Origin of the sequence: Devosia submarina (assembly GCF_003056345.1) — a bacterium.
GTDB lineage: Bacteria > Pseudomonadota > Alphaproteobacteria > Rhizobiales > Devosiaceae > Devosia > Devosia submarina.
Map to the genome: position 1 here is coordinate 94,059 of NZ_PYWB01000006.1, position 16,853 is coordinate 110,911.

General features: G+C 60.4%; 14 protein-coding genes. 11 read left to right on the plus strand and 3 right to left on the minus strand.

Translation table 11 applies throughout. The features are described 5' to 3' along the window. Position 1: 1 nt before the first annotated feature. Entirely contained in the window at positions 2–1,537 is a 1,536-nt protein-coding gene (locus DDE77_RS10050) for a Ppx/GppA phosphatase family protein (RefSeq protein ID WP_108397338.1), read from the plus strand. 1 nt (position 1,538) lies between these two features. On the opposite strand, the gene DDE77_RS10055 is transcribed toward DDE77_RS10050, so the two are convergent. Both DDE77_RS10055 and rnd read right to left on the minus strand, forming a co-directional pair. Continuing rightward, a complete protein-coding gene (locus tag DDE77_RS10055) occupies positions 1,539–1,898 on the minus strand; it encodes a DUF1622 domain-containing protein (protein WP_108397339.1) in 360 nt (119 codons plus the stop codon). A gap of 62 nt (positions 1,899–1,960) precedes the next feature. Further along, positions 1,961–3,130 (minus strand): ribonuclease D, encoded by a 1,170-nt coding sequence (rnd, locus tag DDE77_RS10060; RefSeq protein ID WP_108397340.1) that lies wholly within the window; start codon positions 3,128–3,130, stop codon positions 1,961–1,963. Positions 3,131–3,315: 185 nt separating this feature from the next. On the opposite strand from rnd, the gene aspS reads away from it, so the two are divergent. The 4 genes from aspS (at position 3,316) to DDE77_RS10080 (ending at position 9,528) form a co-directional block, all read left to right on the plus strand. Further along, the gene (gene aspS, locus DDE77_RS10065) at positions 3,316–5,106 is read left to right on the plus strand and encodes an aspartate--tRNA ligase (protein ID WP_108397341.1); all 1,791 of its coding nucleotides are present in this window, start codon (positions 3,316–3,318) and stop codon (positions 5,104–5,106) included. A 143-nt stretch (positions 5,107–5,249) separates the two neighbouring features. Continuing rightward, on the plus strand, positions 5,250–6,851 hold the full coding sequence (locus tag DDE77_RS10070; RefSeq protein WP_157959761.1) for an EAL domain-containing protein: 1,602 nt from the start codon (positions 5,250–5,252) through the stop codon (positions 6,849–6,851). 104 nt (positions 6,852–6,955) lie between these two features. Then, positions 6,956–9,241 carry an NADP-dependent malic enzyme gene (locus DDE77_RS10075; protein ID WP_281261298.1) on the plus strand — a complete coding sequence of 762 codons (2,286 nt, stop codon included), beginning with the start codon at positions 6,956–6,958 and terminating at the stop codon, positions 9,239–9,241. Next, positions 9,238–9,528 (plus strand): Dabb family protein, encoded by a 291-nt coding sequence (locus DDE77_RS10080; RefSeq protein WP_108397343.1) that lies wholly within the window; start codon positions 9,238–9,240, stop codon positions 9,526–9,528. Before DDE77_RS10075 ends, DDE77_RS10080 begins: the two co-directional genes overlap by 4 nt. Before the next feature lie 7 nt (positions 9,529–9,535). On the opposite strand, the gene DDE77_RS10085 is transcribed toward DDE77_RS10080, so the two are convergent. Continuing rightward, positions 9,536–10,132 (minus strand): exopolysaccharide biosynthesis protein, encoded by a 597-nt coding sequence (locus tag DDE77_RS10085; protein ID WP_157959762.1) that lies wholly within the window; start codon positions 10,130–10,132, stop codon positions 9,536–9,538. A 101-nt stretch (positions 10,133–10,233) separates the two neighbouring features. On the opposite strand from DDE77_RS10085, the gene DDE77_RS10090 reads away from it, so the two are divergent. The 6 genes from DDE77_RS10090 (at position 10,234) to lpdA (ending at position 16,796) form a co-directional block, all read left to right on the plus strand. Further along, positions 10,234–10,632 (plus strand): FtsB family cell division protein, encoded by a 399-nt coding sequence (locus tag DDE77_RS10090; protein ID WP_108397345.1) that lies wholly within the window; start codon positions 10,234–10,236, stop codon positions 10,630–10,632. A 115-nt stretch (positions 10,633–10,747) separates the two neighbouring features. Next, the gene (gene pdhA, locus DDE77_RS10095; RefSeq protein WP_108397346.1) at positions 10,748–11,767 is read left to right on the plus strand and encodes a pyruvate dehydrogenase (acetyl-transferring) E1 component subunit alpha; all 1,020 of its coding nucleotides are present in this window, start codon (positions 10,748–10,750) and stop codon (positions 11,765–11,767) included. 124 nt (positions 11,768–11,891) lie between these two features. Next, positions 11,892–13,256 carry a pyruvate dehydrogenase complex E1 component subunit beta gene (locus DDE77_RS10100; protein WP_425430745.1) on the plus strand — a complete coding sequence of 455 codons (1,365 nt, stop codon included), beginning with the start codon at positions 11,892–11,894 and terminating at the stop codon, positions 13,254–13,256. Between the two features lie 11 nt (positions 13,257–13,267). Continuing rightward, the gene (locus DDE77_RS10105; protein ID WP_108397348.1) at positions 13,268–14,674 is read left to right on the plus strand and encodes a pyruvate dehydrogenase complex dihydrolipoamide acetyltransferase; all 1,407 of its coding nucleotides are present in this window, start codon (positions 13,268–13,270) and stop codon (positions 14,672–14,674) included. A 13-nt stretch (positions 14,675–14,687) separates the two neighbouring features. Beyond that, positions 14,688–15,329: an SGNH/GDSL hydrolase family protein gene (locus DDE77_RS10110; protein WP_108397349.1), complete on the plus strand. Its 642-nt coding sequence runs from the start codon at positions 14,688–14,690 to the stop codon at positions 15,327–15,329. A gap of 27 nt (positions 15,330–15,356) precedes the next feature. Further along, positions 15,357–16,796, plus strand: a complete 1,440-nt coding sequence (gene lpdA, locus DDE77_RS10115) for a dihydrolipoyl dehydrogenase (protein WP_108397350.1) — start codon at positions 15,357–15,359, stop codon at positions 16,794–16,796. The last annotated feature ends 57 nt before the right edge of the window (positions 16,797–16,853 follow it).

Here is a 16,853-nt window from a genome sequence, read left to right on the forward strand (position 1 = left end):
CTTGAATCATTTCTGGGGCGTTGACGCCGATCCAACCGCGCAAGGGCGCATCAAGGGCGCCCAGCCGGTCGCAGTGCTCGATATCGGGTCGAACTCGGTGCGCCTTGTTGTCTATGAGCGCCATGCGCGGGCGCTGACGCCACTTTACAACGAGAAATCCGCCTGTGCCCTGGGGCGCGGTGTTGGGCAGACAGGACGGCTGGCCGATGCCAATGTCGCCCAGGCGCTCAACGCCATAAAGCGCTTTGCCCTGGTTGCGCGCATGATGCGGGTGGGCAAGGTTTATGTGCTGGCAACGTCCGCCGTGCGTGATGCGGCCAATCGCGACGAGTTCGTGAGCGCCGTTGAGGCGCTGATGGACAATCCGGTGCAGGTGCTGAGCGGGGAAGAGGAAGCCCATTATGCAGCGCTGGGCGCCGTGGCGGGGATGCCCGACTTTGCCGGGGTTGTGGGCGATCTGGGCGGGGGAAGCCTCGAGCTTTCCACGATTTCGGAGGGCAAGGACACGGGCGGGCAATCGCACCAGCTTGGGGTTATTCGCCTGCAGGACGACAGCAATGGCTCGCCCAGCAAGGCTGCAAGCATAGTTCGCCATCGGCTGGAAAAATCGGGATTGGGCAAGGCAACAAAGGGCTTGTCCTTTGTGGCGGTGGGTGGAACCTGGCGTTCGCTCGCCAAGCTGCACCAGATCGTAAGTGATTATCCGCTCCACATGGTGCAGAACTATGTGGTTGACGCCGACGAGATGATCGAGTTTTGCCACAAGATCATCAGCGCAGGATCGCTCAAGGGCTATGACGGTGCCGAGCATGTGAGTTCGTCAAGGCGTGAACTGGTGCCCTTCGGGGCCGCCGTGATGCAGGAATTGCTGAAGGCCGGGCATTTTGCCAATGTGGTGTTCTCGGCGCTTGGCGTGCGCGAAGGCTATCTTTATGGCAAGCTTGATCCGGATGAACAGCAGATCGATCCGCTGATCCAGGGTGCCGAAGAACTATCGGTGCTGCGCTCGCGCTCGCCGGCCCATGCGGACGATCTGGTGGAGTTTACCGCGCAGTTCCTGGCAGCGGCGGGGATAAGCGAAACAGCTGAGCAAACGCGGCTCCGGACGGTTGCGTGCCTGCTGGCGGATATTGGCTGGCGTGCGCATCCGGATTATCGCGGGCCGCAGAGCGTTGACGCGGTGGCCTATGGATCGCTCACCGGGGTGGATCATGCCGGCCGGGCCTTCCTCGCGCAGATCATTGCCCTGCGGTATGACGGGCTCAAGAGCAAGGCCGCCAATGCGCTTGCAGGGCTGATGAAGGAGGACATGGGGCCGCGTGCGCGCCTGATCGGAGCGCTGTTCCGTGTCGCCTATCCCATGACGGCGGCAATGCCCGGCATTCTGCCGCGCATAATGTTCGAGGCCGAAGACAGCCGGCTAACGCTTGTTTTGCCGACAGACCTCGAGTTTCTGGATGGCGAGCATTTGCGCGGACGGCTGGAGCAGTTCGGCAATGTCGCGGGGTTCAAGTCGACGGAAGTTCGGATCGGCTGATCTAGTCGCGCTGCCCGCCCGATTGCCGATCCCGCTGCCACGGCCAGCGCCCGTCAATCTCGACCTCTAGCGAAAGGCTGAGGAAAGTGCGGATCAGTACGATGCCTGCCAGAATGGCAAGGCTGTCCAGGCTGGGCTCAATGGCAACGGTATTGATGATGTCGGCGGCGACGAGCAGTTCTAGTCCAAGAAGAATGGCTCGCCCGAGGGTGGATCGGAGCTGCCGGTAGGCGTCGCTCGCGCCGGTGTTTTGAAGATATCTGGCCAAGGCGAATATGGCGCCGATGACGATAATCAGGACGCCGAGGGCTTCAACGGCCTTGGTAATCACGTCAAGCGACGTGCTGAATACTTCGTTCATCGACTGCTCCCGTCCGGCAAGATCTGCTGCAGAACGAGAGGCGGCGATGGCCGTTCCGATTGTTACTCGGCCGGAACGGCATCCTTGACAGCAAATTCGACCACGCCCTTGCGGGTGGCAACAAGGCCGATGCGGCCGTGCTTGATGTCGAGTGCCTTTTCCCCGAAGAGCTTGCGGCGCCAGCCCTTGAGGGCCGGAACATCAGCATCGTCGTCGAGCACCAGGGCGTCGATGTCGTCTGACGTTGCGATGATGCGGGCGGCGACGCCGTGTTGCTCGGCTACGGATTTGAGCAGGACGCGAAGGAGGTCACCGACGGCACCCTTGGGGGAGGGGCCGCGATAGCGCTCGGGCATGGTCGGTAGTTCCGCCTTGGTCAGGGCTTCGACTTCGCGCACCAAGGCCATGATCTCGGCTGCAGCCGAAGAGCGCCCAAAGCCACGGGGCACGGCGCGCAATTTTTCGAAGGCGTCGGGGGTGAGCGGGCGCTGCTGGGCGAGCTCGAACAGCACATCGTCCTTGAGGACCCGGCTGCGGGGTTGGTCAGTGTCCTGCGCGCGCTTTTCGCGCCAGGCGGCGAGTTTCTTGAGCGCTGCAAGGTCACGCGGACGGTTGATCTTCATCTTGAGCCGTTCCCAGGCCTGTTCGGGCTGGATCACATAGGTGTCGATGCTGCGCAGGATGCCGAGTTCATCCTCGACCCAGTCCCAACGCTTGGTGGCGTCAACCTGCTTGCGCAGTTCACGATAGATATCGCGCAGATGAGTGACGTCGGCCAGCGCATAAAGGCGCTGCTTCTCGCTGAGCGGGCGAGCGGACCAATCGGTGAAGCGCGAGGATTTGTCGAGTTCCACACCCGCGATCGAGCGCACCAGATTGTCGTAGGAAATGCTGTCGCCAAATCCGCACACGCTGGCGGCGATCTGGGTATCGAAGATATTGACGGGAACCTTGCCGCTGAGCTTGACGAATATTTCGATGTCCTGCCGGGCGGCATGGAACACCTTGGTCACCGCAGGGTCTGCCAGCAGCGCAAAAAACGGCGTAAGATCGATCCCATCGGCCAACGGGTCGATCAGCACGGCTTCATCGTCGGTTGCAGCCTGGATCAGGCACAGCTTGGGCCAGTAAGTGGTTTCGCGGAGGAACTCTGTATCGACCGTAACAAAATCAAATTGCTTTGCCCGCTCGCAAAACGCAGCAAGCACATTCGTGGCGAGTATAAGGTCCATACCAAAGTCCGTCTTAAATTCGTCAATATCGTTACTAGCAGGTGAACTCTTCTCACTCCAGAAGCGATTTGCCTGAACTGGAACAGGGTTAGCGCGCATAGCTCCGTAGCCCGCTCCCGCTTGACAAGTGAGGTGTCCCATGCGCTTTTCCGGCCCGAGAATCCGCCCTTTTCGAGAGCTTTGCCATGACGACACACCGCTACCGTTCGCACAATTGCGGAGCTCTCACGGCTGATAATGCTGGCGAAACAGTGCGCCTGAGCGGGTGGGTGCACCGTATCCGCGACCATGGCGGGCTGCTGTTTATCGATCTGCGCGATCATTACGGGATTACCCAGGCTGTTGTGGACCCCGATTCCCCGGCTTTTGCCGAAGTGGAAAAGGTGCGCTCCGAGTGGGTTATCCGCATCGATGGCGAGGTGAAGCTGCGCAATGCGGCGGCGGTGAACCCGAACCTGCCGACTGGCACGGTGGAAGTGTTTATCCGTGAGCTCGAAGTGCTTTCGGCGGCCAAGGAATTGCCGCTGCCAGTGTTTGGGGATCAGGAATATCCCGAGGACGTGCGCCTGCGCTATCGATTCCTCGATCTACGCCGCGAGAAGCTGCACGCCAACATCGTCAAGCGCACCAAGATCATCGCGGCGATGCGCGCAGGGATGACCGAGCAGGGGTTTGCCGAATATTCGACGCCGATCCTGACGGCTTCTTCTCCTGAAGGGGCGCGCGACTTCCTCGTGCCCAGCCGCATTCACCCCGGCAAGTTCTTTGCGCTGCCGCAGGCACCGCAGCAATACAAGCAATTGCTGATGGTGGCAGGGTTCGACCGATACTTCCAGATCGCGCCGTGCTTCCGCGACGAAGACCCGCGTGCCGATCGCCTTCCTGGCGAGTTCTATCAGCTCGACCTCGAAATGAGCTTTGTGACGCAGGAAGACGTCTGGAACACGATGACGCCGGTCATCACCGATATTTTCGAGCAGTTCGCCGAGGGCAAGCGCGTGACCAAGGACTGGCCGCGCATTCCCTATGACACGGCTATCCGCAAATATGGCTCGGACAAGCCCGACCTGCGCAACCCAATCGAAATGCAGGCGGTGACCGAGCATTTCGCGGGTTCGGGGTTCAAGGTTTTCGCCAACCAGATCGAGGCCGACCCCAAGGTAGAAGTCTGGGCCATTCCGGCCAAGAACAAGGCGGGCGCTGACCCTATCGGGCGCGCATTCTGTGATCGCATGAACGCCTGGGCGCAGGGCGAAGGCCAGCCGGGTCTGGGCTATATCTTCTTCAAGGACGGGCAGGGCTCCGGGCCGATCGCCAAGAACATCGGCGAGGAACGCACGGCTGCGCTCAAGGCGCAGCTGGGCCTGGGCGATGGCGATGCGGTGTTCTTTGTCGCGGGGCGGCCGGACAAGTTCTACAAGTTTGCCGGGGACGCCCGCACCAAGGTTGGGACCGATCTTGGCGTAGTCGATACCGAGCAGTTCGCGCTCTGCTGGATCGTGGACTTCCCGTTCTATGAATGGAGCGAAGAGGAAAAGCGGATCGACTTTGCGCACAATCCCTTCTCCATGCCGCAGGGCGGGATCGATGCACTCAACGGTCAGGACCCTCTGACCATCAAGGCGTATCAGTATGATGCGGTTTGCAACGGCTACGAGATTGCTTCGGGATCGATCCGTAACCAGCTGCCGGAAACCATGGTTCGCGCGTTTGAGCTGACGGGCAAGAGCCGCGAAGAAGTGGAAGAACAGTTCGGCGGGCTGTACCGGGCGTTCCAGTTTGGTGCGCCGCCGCATGGCGGGGCGGCATTCGGTGTCGATCGCATCGTAATGCTGCTGTGCGGCGTGCAGAATCTGCGCGAGATCACGGCCTTCCCGATGAACCAGCAAGCCGAAGACCTCCTGATGGGTGCGCCAAGCCTTGCGGCACCCAAGCAATTGCGGGAGCTGGGCATCCGGCTCAATCCGCAGAGCTGAAAAGTTCCGCAGAACCGGTATTGAATAGGGGCGGGCACTGGGTGCCTGCCTCTTTCGTTTGCGCTGGGTTAAACAACGTTAATGGTGCGTTAAAGGCTGGTTGGTAGCCATGGAGCTCTGAAGCAGCCGTTTGGATTCGTCCATTGAGATCGCGATACTCCCATATCCTGATGCTGGTGGGCGCAATCCTGGCGTTTCTGCCGATCCTTGCCGTTGACCACTTGCTGGACGGGTATGTGCGCGGGCGCGAAAAAGCGGCGGCGCTGCAATATCTTGGATCCATTACTTCGCAGGTAGAATCTGGCGCAGCTGGCGCGATCGACTCCTTGCGCATGGTTCTGGCGGATAGTCCTTCCCTGTGCACGCCGACCTTTGTGGCCAATGCGCAGCGTGCAATTGAAACCAGCATCAATCTCAAGCAGCTGCTGGTGGAGAATGGGGACCGTGTCCAATATTGCGACGCGCTTGGACGTAAGGTGGACTATTCGCCCGTGTCGGAAACCCTGCCCATTCCGGGGCGCACGGAAACCATGACGGTGGTGCGGCTGGGCGGCATGAGCGTTCCAGCGCTCAAGATCACGCAGGCGTTTGGAGCGACCCGGCAGGTATCGGCCTTTGTGCCGCTGCTGGGGCAAAGCGAAACGGCTTTGGCAAAGGGGTTGGATGGTGCGGCAATGCTGCGGATCGTCCTCACCAACGGTACCAGCGTAATGGCTGTTGGGGATACCAAAGCGTTTGACGAGAAGCACTCGGAAGGCGATTTCATCAGCGAGCGCGTATTTGCGGGCGAGCTGCCGCTGCAGGCGGAATATGCCGTGCCCTTTTCTGTAGCGCGCGCGGGCTATGCGGATCTTGATGTGGCTTTCACGATCATCAGCTGCGTGATGAGTGCGTCTTTCCTTCTGCTGGCGCTTCACTTCGTTCGCAAGTCGCGCGTCCCCGCGTTTGATCTGGAGCGGGCGATATCGCGCGGTGAAATCCGGCCCTATTATCAGCCGGTTATCAATCTGCGCACGGGCGAGCTCGAGGGCTGCGAAGTGCTGTGCCGGTGGGAAAAGAAGAACGGGCAGGTGGTGCCGCCCGGTGCGTTTATCGACTACGCCGAGGTGACGGGCCTCGCCATCCCCATGACCCTGTCGCTGATGCAGCAGGTGAAATACGATCTGGGCGATATCTGCCAGCAGATGCCGAACATAAAGGTGTCCATCAATCTGTTTGAAGGGCATTTCCGTGATGCCGGCATTGTGGACGATGTCGACGCGATCTTTGGCAATAGCAAGATCGCGATGCGCCAGCTGGTGTTTGAGATCACCGAGCGGCATCCGCTGGCCAATTCGACTGTCGCCTCCAGCGTTATTGCAGGCCTGCATGCGCTTGGGTGCAAGCTGGCGCTGGATGATGCGGGAACAGGGCATTCCAACCTTGCCTATATCGGCACGCTGGGCGTCGACATCATTAAGATCGACCGCGTGTTCGTTGACATGGTCAAGCCGGACACGGCGCAGGTGCCCGTGCTCGATGGGCTGATTGCCCTGGCCAAGGACATGAATTGCGAGATCGTGGCTGAGGGCGTGGAAACCGAGGCGCAGGCGCTCTATCTGCGCTCGCATGGAGTGGTGCAGGCACAGGGCTTTATCTTTGCGCCCGCACTCAAGGTGGGTGCCTTCAAGGAATTGGCGCTGGCGCTTCATGCCACCAAAAAGACCCGCAGCCGCATAGAAGGCGTTGTTGCCGCTGCGGCATAGGCCTTTGGGCGCACTTGCCGAACTAAGGTCTTTTCATCGTGGGCGATTGGTGGCACGAAGCGCGCAAAGGCCTGTTCTGGGCGGGCCAGCCGGGAGGACCATTCGTGTCGACTGATATCAACGAACAGCGGAAAGCCCTGCGTGAAGCGGCGCTGCATTTCCATCAATTTCCCAAGCCGGGAAAGCTCGAGATTCAGCCGACAAAGCCACTCGGAAACCAGCGCGACCTGGCGCTGGCCTATTCTCCGGGGGTAGCAGCTCCCTGCGAGGAGATCGCCGAAAACCCCGATGTGGTGGGTAAATATACGTCGCGCCAGAATTTGGTGGCCGTGATCTCCAACGGCACGGCGGTGCTGGGCCTGGGCAATATCGGGGCGCTGGCGTCCAAGCCGGTGATGGAAGGCAAGGCGGTCCTGTTCAAGAAGTTCGCCGGGATCGATGTCTTCGATCTTGAGATTGATGAGCTGGACCCGCAGAAATTTATTGACGCTGTGGCGCCGCTCTGGCCGACCTTTGGCGGCATCAATCTTGAAGATATTCGTGCGCCCGACTGCTTCGAGATCGAGGAAGCGCTGCGCGAGCGCATGCCCATCCCCGTCTTTCATGACGATCAGCACGGCACTGCCATTATTGTGGGCGCCGCTGTGCTCAACGGGCTCGAGCTCAAGGGCAAGCGCATCGAGGACGTTAAGATCTGCGCCTCTGGGGCAGGAGCCGCGGCCATTGCGTGCCTCAATGTGCTGGTGGCGCTGGGCGCCAAGCACGAGAATATCTGGGTGGCCGACAAGGATGGTCTTGTCACCCACAAGCGCAATGATGTGAACGACAAATGGCGTGGTCAATTCCGCCGTACCAGCGATGCGACGACGCTTGCCGAAGTGATCGAGGGCGCAGACATATTCCTGGGCCTTTCGGCGGCCGGCGCGCTGAAGCCCGAGATGTTGGCCAAGATGGCGCCCAAGCCGCTTATCCTGGCGCTGGCCAATCCTTATCCCGAGATCATGCCCGAACTGGCCAAGGAGATCCGGCCGGACGCAATGGTTTGTACCGGGCGTTCGGACTTCCCCAATCAGGTCAATAATGTCCTGTGCTTCCCGTTTATCTTCCGCGGTGCGCTTGATGTAGGGGCGACCACGATCAACGAGGAAATGAAGCTGGCGGCTGTGCGGGCGATTGCCAAGCTGGCACATGAGCCGGGGCTGGAAAGCTCGCCTTCGGGGGCGCCGGCGGTGTTCGGCCCGGACCACATCATTCCCAATCCGTTTGACCAGCGGCTGATCTTGCGCATTGCGCCGGCTGTGGCACGCGCGGCGATGGAGTCTGGCGTTGCCAAGAACCCGATTTCAGATTGGTCGGCCTATCAGGACAGCCTCAACCGTTTTGTGTTCCGTTCGGGCCTCGTCATGAAGCCAATCATCGACCGGGCACAGGGACAGAATAAACGCATTGCCTTCGCCGATGGCGAGGACGAGCGTGTGTTGCGGGCAACGCAGGTGCTTCTGGAAGAGCGCATTGCCCGGGCGATCCTGATCGGGCGTCCGTCGGTGATCGAAGCCCGTATCGAGCGGTTCGGGCTCAATTTGCGTCCGGGTACGGATTTCGAAATTATCAACCCCGAGGACGATCCGCGTTACCGTGACTATGTCAGCCTGTTCCACTCGCTGGTGGGCCGGGATGGGGTGACGCCCGATACGGCGCGGCAGGTCGTGCGCACCAATACGACTGTGATCGGAAGCCTTGCCGTCAAGCGCGGTGAGGCCGATGCGCTAATCTGTGGCCTTCAAGGACGGTTTATCAAGCACGTGCGCGATATCCGTTCGGTGATCGGGCTGCAGGAAGGACTTGTGGATGCGTCGGCGCTGTCCATGCTGATTATGCCGCGTGGCGTGTTTTTCCTTGCCGACACCTATGTCAACATGGACCCGACACCCGACGAGATCGTGGGTATAGCGTTGCAGGCGCGTAACCACCTCAAGCGCTTCAACATCGAGGCTCGGGTGGCTCTGCTGAGCTATTCCAATTTTGGTTCGCGCGACGGCGACAGCGCCTACAAGATGCGCGAGGTCTACAAGCGGCTCAAGATGATCGCGCCCGACATGATCGTTGAAGGTGAAATGCAGGGCGACGTTGCGCTGAACCAGGGACTGCGCGAGCGCTATGTTCCGGACAGCATCCTGAGTGGTGAAGCAAACCTGCTGATCTTCCCGAATCTGGACGCAGCGAACCTGTCCATGACGTTGCTGAAAGAAACCAACAATGCTCAGGGCGTTGGGCCGATCCTGATGGGTCCCAAGGCGCCGGCGCATATTTTGGCGCCATCGAGCACCAGCCGTGGCATCGTCAATATGGCTGCGATCGCTGCCACCGAAGCTCTTGGAGTCGACCAATGATCCGCCACACCGTGGTTTTCACGCTCAAGCACGCGCAGGGTTCAGCTGAGGAAGCCGCGTTCCTGCGAGATGCCAAGGTGCTGGCCGGCATTCCCGGTGTGGAAAAGTTCGAGCAGCTTCGGCAGGTGAGCCCCAAGAACGACTATGCGTTCGGCTTCTCCATGGAGTTCGTCGATCAGGCTGCCTATTCGGGCTATAATGATCATCCCGACCATGTCGCGTTTGTGCGGGACCGTTGGGAGCCGGAAGTGGAGCGGTTCCTCGAGATTGACTACGTCCCGGTTTGACCGGGACCTACATGCCCAGCCATTTGGTGACGAGATAGGCCAGCATTCCGGCCCCCGCTGCCATGACGCCCAGGGCGAGCAGCAGCAATGCGCCGTCGCGGGTGGTCAGGCTCAGGCCCAGTGCTGCCAGGACGCTGCCGGCCGTAGTTGATGCGCCGGGCACCAGCTCCATGGGTGGCATGGTCAGCGCCACCAAAATGCAGATGAGGGCGACAAGGCGTTGGCCAGGGTCTGCTGTCAGCATGGTGAGACGCGGACGGCTGATCCGATCAAGCAAGCGGCCAGCGGGCTTGATAAAGCCAAGAGCCTTGGCGGCGCGCTCTCCCGACAGCTTGGCCGAGCGAATTTTCTGCGGCAGCCATATGGTCTTGCGGCCCAGAACGATCTGGCCGGCCACCAGGATCGTCAGGACGGCGACAAAGGTTGGCAGAGTGGGCACAAGGCTGAGTGGCGAGACCACCAGCATGGCCGGAAAGAACAGCATGGGCCCCGCAATACGCCGGCCCGCGACTGCCTCGATCGTGCCAATGGATAGGGATTGGTCCTGCTCGACGCGGCTGCTGATCTGCTCCAGGAGATCGGAGATAGTTGGTTGATCGTTCAAGCGTTTTCCCCAAGGAGCGACAAAGCCAGCCTCACCGCATAATGGGAAACGATGTGTTAAGCGATAGCGCGGCATAATCACGATGCGTTCATTGGTGACCCATGCCCACCCGTCTCAAACGACCTGCCATATGGCGCCCGCTGGCGCTCACCGCTGCTCTTTTGAGCTTCCAAGGCTATCTGGCATTTTCGGCTATCGGTGGGCAGTTCGGCATCGAGAATCGTACCCAGATTCTTCTGGATATCGATCAGCTCAAGGGCAAATCGGCTGCTTTGCAGGCGGAGATCGATGCTTATCGGCATCGGGCAACGCTGATGGATACACGGCGGCTTGATCCTGATATCATCACTGAACGCGCCCGAGCGCTGTTGAACATGGCCCATCCAGATGATGTAGTGGTGATGGTCCATCCTGACTCGGGTAAACCACTATCTGGTTCATTCGATGAAATAACCGAAGATCGGTTAAATGAGATAAACTCAGCAGTGCCAACGCTTTAGATAGGGTTTCGTTTTCCGCTGGAGCATTGTGTTCTGCCAGTGCCTTGCGTTATGATGCGCCGATGTGGCCAAGTCGGGCCAAGCGGCAAATCATTTCCCTGCGGAGCGTTTTTCTATGGCGCGTAAAGCTGTGGCCACCCAGGCTAGCACACAATCCAATATTCCCCAGTTCACTCCCGAGCAGGACCTCGAAGCCTATCGCGAAATGCTGCTGATCCGGCGTTTCGAGGAAAAGGCCGGCCAGATGTATGGCATGGGCCTGATTGGCGGGTTCTGCCACCTTTACATCGGCCAGGAAGCGGTGGTGACCGGCGTCACCATGGCTTCGGAGAAGGGCAAGGACGCGCAGATCACCGGATATCGTGACCACGGGCACATGCTGGTGATGGGGCTCGACCCCAAGGGCGTCATGGCCGAGCTCACCGGACGCCAGGGCGGCCTTTCCAAGGGCAAGGGCGGCTCGATGCACATGTTCTCAAACGAGCATCGATTCTATGGCGGCAATGGCATTGTGGGCGCCCAGGTTTCGCTCGGCGCAGGTTTGGCTTTCGCCGCGAAATACCGAGGCGATAATTCGGTGTCGCTCGCCTATTTCGGCGACGGCGCGGCCAATCAGGGCCAGGTCTATGAGAGCTTCAACATGGCAAAGCTCTGGAAGCTGCCTGTTGTGTTCATCATCGAAAACAACAAATACGCAATGGGCACCTCGATCGAGCGCGCCGCGGCGACGACCGATTTCTCCAAGCGCGGCGCTTCGTTCGACATTCCGGGCGAGCAGGTCGATGGCATGGATGTGCGCATGGTCTATGACGCAGCGCAGCGGGCCATTGAATATGCGCGTTCAGGGCAGGGCCCATACATCCTGGAAATGCTGACCTATCGCTATCGCGGGCACTCCATGTCCGATCCGGCGAAATATCGCACCAAGGACGAAGTGACCAAGTACCGCCAGGAGCGCGACCCGATCGAGCAGGTCAAGGCGCGGCTGCTGGAAAACGGCGTGCAGACCGAAGAGCAGCTCAAGGCGATTGAGAACGAGATTCGCGCCATTGTGACGGAAGCGGCTGACTTTGCGACCAACGACAAAGAGCCCGATCCAGCCGAATTGTGGACCGACATAACCATCAGCGCCTGACCCAAGCGGGCGCTTGTATGCCCAATATTGACCCATCTGCCCGCCGTGTGGCTCCCGATGCCCGGCGTCTCATTGCTGGAGAGCTCCAATGCCTCAAATCCTGATGCCTGCGCTGTCGCCGACCATGGAGGAGGGCAAGCTCTCCAAATGGCTGGTCAAGGTCGGTGACACTGTTTCACCCGGCGATGTGCTGGCCGAAATCGAGACCGACAAGGCGACCATGGAAGTGGAAGCTGTCGATGGCGGCACCGTGCAGTCCCTGATGATTGAGGAAGGCACCGAGGGCGTGAAGGTGAATACTCCCATCGCGCTGGTGCTGGGAGAGGATGAAGAGCTGGGCGAAGCCAAGCAGAGCGCGGCGCAGACGACATCGTCCGATCCGCAGGGGCAGTCGCCCGTAGCCGACGCTGCGACCGTGCCGGCGGAAGCCAAGGCTGCTCCGGCTGCTGCCGAGGCGCCCAAGTTTGCTGCGCAGAACGATCCGGACCTGCCTGAGGGCGTGGAAATGGTCGAGATGACCGTTCGCCAGGCGCTGAACGAGGCAATGGCCGAGGAGCTTCGTCGCGACAAGGACGTCTTCATCATGGGCGAGGAAGTTGCCCAGTATCAGGGCGCCTACAAGATCACGCAGAATCTCCTCGAAGAGTTCGGGCCCGAGCGCGTGGTTGATACGCCGATTACCGAGCACGGCTTCGCGGGCCTTGCCGTTGGTGCGGCCTTTGCTGGCTTGAAGCCCATCGTTGAATTCATGACCTGGAACTTTGCCATGCAGGCAATTGACCAGATCATCAACTCGGCGGCCAAGCAGCTTTATATGTCCGGTGGCCAGGTTACGGCTCCCATGGTGTTCCGCGGCCCGAACGGTCCAGCGGCGCGCGTAGGTGCGCAGCACAGCCAGGATTTCTCGGCATGGTATTCGCATGTGCCGGGTCTCACCGTGATTGCGCCCTATAGTGCGGCAGACGCCAAGGGGCTGCTGAAATCGGCAATCCGTTCGCCCAATCCGGTCGTGTTCCTCGAGAACGAAATTCTCTATGGCTCCACCGGCCTTGTGCCCAAAATGGACGATTTCCTGCTGCCGATCGGCAAGGCGCGTATCGCCCGCAAGGGTGCTGACGTGACCATCGTGTCGTTTTCCATGGGCATGCGCTATGCGACGCAGGCAACCGAAATCCTGGTCAATGCAGGTGTCGATGTGGAATTGATCGACCTGCGCACGCTGCGGCCGATGGACAGCGACACGGTGATCGAGTCGGTCAAGAAGACCAGTCGCCTTGTGACGGTGGAAGAAGGCTGGCCGCAGGGCGGTATCGGCGCCGAGCTGTCGGCCCGCGTGATGGAACAGGCGTTCGACTACCTCGACGCGCCTGTGATGCGCGTCACCGGCAAGGACGTGCCGATGCCCTATGCGGCAAACCTGGAAAAGCTGGCGCTGCCGAACGTCGATGAAGTGGTGGCCGCGGTTAACGCTGTCACCTACCGCTCGTAAGGAGATCTGGGATGCCGATCAATATTACCATGCCGGCCCTTTCTCCCACGATGGAAGAGGGCAAGCTCGCCAAGTGGCACGTCAAGGAAGGGGACAGCGTTTCTTCCGGTGACGTGATCGCCGAGATCGAAACCGATAAGGCCACGATGGAAGTCGAGGCCGTGGACGAGGGCAAGATCGGCAAGATCATGGTTGCCGAGGGCAGCGAGGGCGTGAAGGTCAACGCCGTTATCGCCGTGCTGCTGCAGGAAGGCGAAAGCGCTGATGCAGCGCCTGCACCGCAGGCGGAGGCACCAAAGCCTGCCGGGGCACCAAAAGCCGAAGCGCCAAAGCCAGATTCGCCCAAGGCCGATGCTGGTACGCTTATGTATGACAAGGGCACGCAGACGGGTTCGACCGCTCCGGTTGCCAACAGCAACACAGGGAGCAGCGCTCCCCAGGCAGTTGCGGCTCCAGCCAGCAAGTCCGAGGGCGGCAAGGTGTTTGCCTCCCCGCTGGCGCGACGGCTCGCCAAGGAAGCTGGCATCGATGTGTCAGCGATTTCTGGTTCGGGTCCCAAGGGACGCGTCGTGAAATCGGACGTGGAAGCCGCCAAGTCTGGCAAGACGCCGCTCAAGGCCGCAGCGTCGGCGCCCGTAACTGCACAAGCTGCTGGTGGCGCAGCTCCAGCTGGTGGCATGACCAAGGCGCAGGTATTGGCGCTTTATCCAGAAGGCTCCTACGAGCTCGTGCCCAACGATGGCATGCGCAAGGTCGTGGCGCAGCGCCTGACCGAATCCAAGCAGACCGTGCCGCATTTCTATCTGACGCTCGACTGCAAGATCGACGCGTTGATGGCGGCGCGCGAGCAGATCAATGCATCTGCCCCCAAGGGCAAGGACGGCAAGCCCGCGTTCAAGCTTTCGGTCAATGACTTCGTGATGAAGGCCTGGGCCGTGGCGCTGCAGCGCGTGCCTGCGGCGAACGCCACCTGGGCAGGGGACTCTATCCTCTACCATAAGCGCAGTGACGTCGCGGTTGCCGTGGCGGTGCCGGGTGGGCTGTTCACGCCGGTGGTGAAGTCTTGCGACACCAAGACGCTGCGCGAGATCTCCGAAGAGGTCAAGGATCTGGCAAGCCGCGCCAAGAGCAAGAAGCTGGCACCGCATGAATACCAGGGCGGTGCCTCCTCGGTTTCCAATTTGGGCATGTTCGGCATCAAGCATTTTTCGGCAGTGATCAACCCACCGCATGGCACAATCCTGGCCGTTGGTGTGGGCGAGGAGCGCGTTTATCCCGAAAATGGGCAGATCAAGATTGGCCAGTTCATGACTGTGACGCTCTCCTGCGATCACCGTGCAGTGGACGGTGCGCTTGGCGCAGAAGTGCTCGGCGTGTTCAAGGGGCTGATCGAAAACCCGGTCATGATGCTGGCTTAAGGGCGGTCTGGCGATGAAAACCATTCTCGCCTTTGGCGACAGCTTGACGTTTGGGGCCAATCCGCAGCCCAATGGGCAGCGGCATGCCTATGAGGATCGTTGGCCGACGGCGCTGGAGACAGCGCTGGGTGGGAAGGCGCGCGTGATTGCCGAGGGACTTGGCGGGCGCACGACAGTGTTCGATGATTTCTCGAACGCTGCCGATCGCAATGGTGCGCGCGTGTTGCCGACCTTGCTCGAAAGCCACAAGCCGCTCGACCTTGTCATCATCATGCTCGGCACCAATGACCTCAAGGTTTACCTCAATGGCACCGCCTTTGGCGCCGCCATGGGGATCAAGCGGCTGGTCCAGATTGTGCGCACTCATCCTTACGACGCGGGAATGCCTGTTCCGCAGGTGATCGTGGTGGCGCCGCCGTTGACGGTGGAGACCGACCACGTCGATTTGCACCCGATGTTTGCACCGCGGGCAGACGAAGCAAAGCTGTTCGACTTCTACTATAGCCGCGTCGCCAATGAGCTTGGCGCCGGGTATTTCAACGCCGCGAGCGTGGCGGTTGCCGATCGTGCCGATGGCGTTCATCTTGATCCGGCCAATACCCGCGCCATTGGCGAGGGACTTGCGCCGCTCGTTACACAAATGCTGGGTCTGTGACCCGACTAGACCATTCTGGAGGCCCAAATGGCTGACCAATACGACCTTCTCGTGATCGGCGCCGGCCCGGGCGGCTATGTGGCCGCCATTCGTGGTGCGCAGCTGGGCATGAAGGTAGGTATCATCGAGCGCGAGCACATGGCTGGCATCTGCTCGAACTGGGGCTGTATCCCGACCAAGGCGTTGCTGCGGTCGGCCGAGATCTATGGCCATATGAGCCACGCCAAGGACTATGGGCTTACGGCCGACCAGTTCGGCTTTGACATGGACGGAGTCGTCAAGCGTTCGCGCGCCATTGCCGCGCAGATGAACAATGGCGTGCAGTTCCTGATGAAGAAGAACAAGATCGACATCATCTGGGGCGAGGCTGTCATCACCAAGCCTGGTGAAGTGCGTGTTGCGCCGACCAAGAAGCCGATCGTGCAGCCGCAGGGTCCCGTGCCGAAGAACGCCTTGGGCGAGGGCACCTATAAGGCCAAGAACATCATCATTGCCACGGGTGCGCGTCCTCGCGTGCTGCCGGGGATCGAGCCTGATGGGGACAAGATCTGGACCTATTTCGAGGCGATGAAGCCGGCTGCCATGCCCAAGTCGCTGGTGGTGATGGGCTCGGGTGCCATTGGCGTCGAGTTCGCGTCGTTCTACCGCTCCATGGGCGCTGAAGTTACGATCATTGAGCTGCTGCCGCAGATCATGCCGGTGGAGGACGTCGAGATTGCGGGCCTCGCGCGCAAGCGGCTGGAAAAGCGCGGCATCAAGATCCTGACCGATGCCAAGGTCGCCAAGGTTGAGAAGACTGCCGAAGGCGTCGTCGCGCATGTGGAGCTCAAGGATGGCTCCAAGCAGCAGATCGCAGGCGAGAAGCTAATCTCGGCCGTGGGCGTGCAGTGCAATATCGAGAACATCGGGCTTGAAACGATTGGCGTGAAAACCGAGCGTGGCGCCATCGTGATCGACCAATATGGCAAGAGCAGTGTGGATGGCATCTGGGCCATCGGCGACGTGGCTGGCCCACCCATGCTGGCACACAAGGCCGAGCATGAAGCCGTGATCACGGTTGAAAAGATCGCCGGGTTGAATGTGCATGGCTTAGACAAAACCAAGGTTCCGGGCTGCACCTATTGCGAGCCTCAAGTCGCGAGCGTCGGGTTGACGGAAGCCAAAGCCAAGGAAGCTGGCCGCGAGATCAAGGTCGGGCGGTTCCCCTTTGTGGGCAATGGCAAGGCGATTGCCTTGGGTGAGCCGGATGGTTTGGTGAAGACCATCTTTGATGCCAAGACGGGTGAATTGCTGGGCGCGCACATGGTGGGCGCCGAGGTGACCGAGTTGATCCAGGGGTTCGTTGTCGCGATGAACCTCGAGACAACAGAGGAAGAGCTGATCCACACCATCTTCCCGCATCCCACGCTCAGCGAGACGATGAAGGAAAGCGTGCTCGATGCTTATGGACGCGCGCTGAATATTTGAGCCTCTCCGCCCACAAGCTTCAGGTCACCCCGGCCTGGAGCCGGGGGCGTCTCGAGA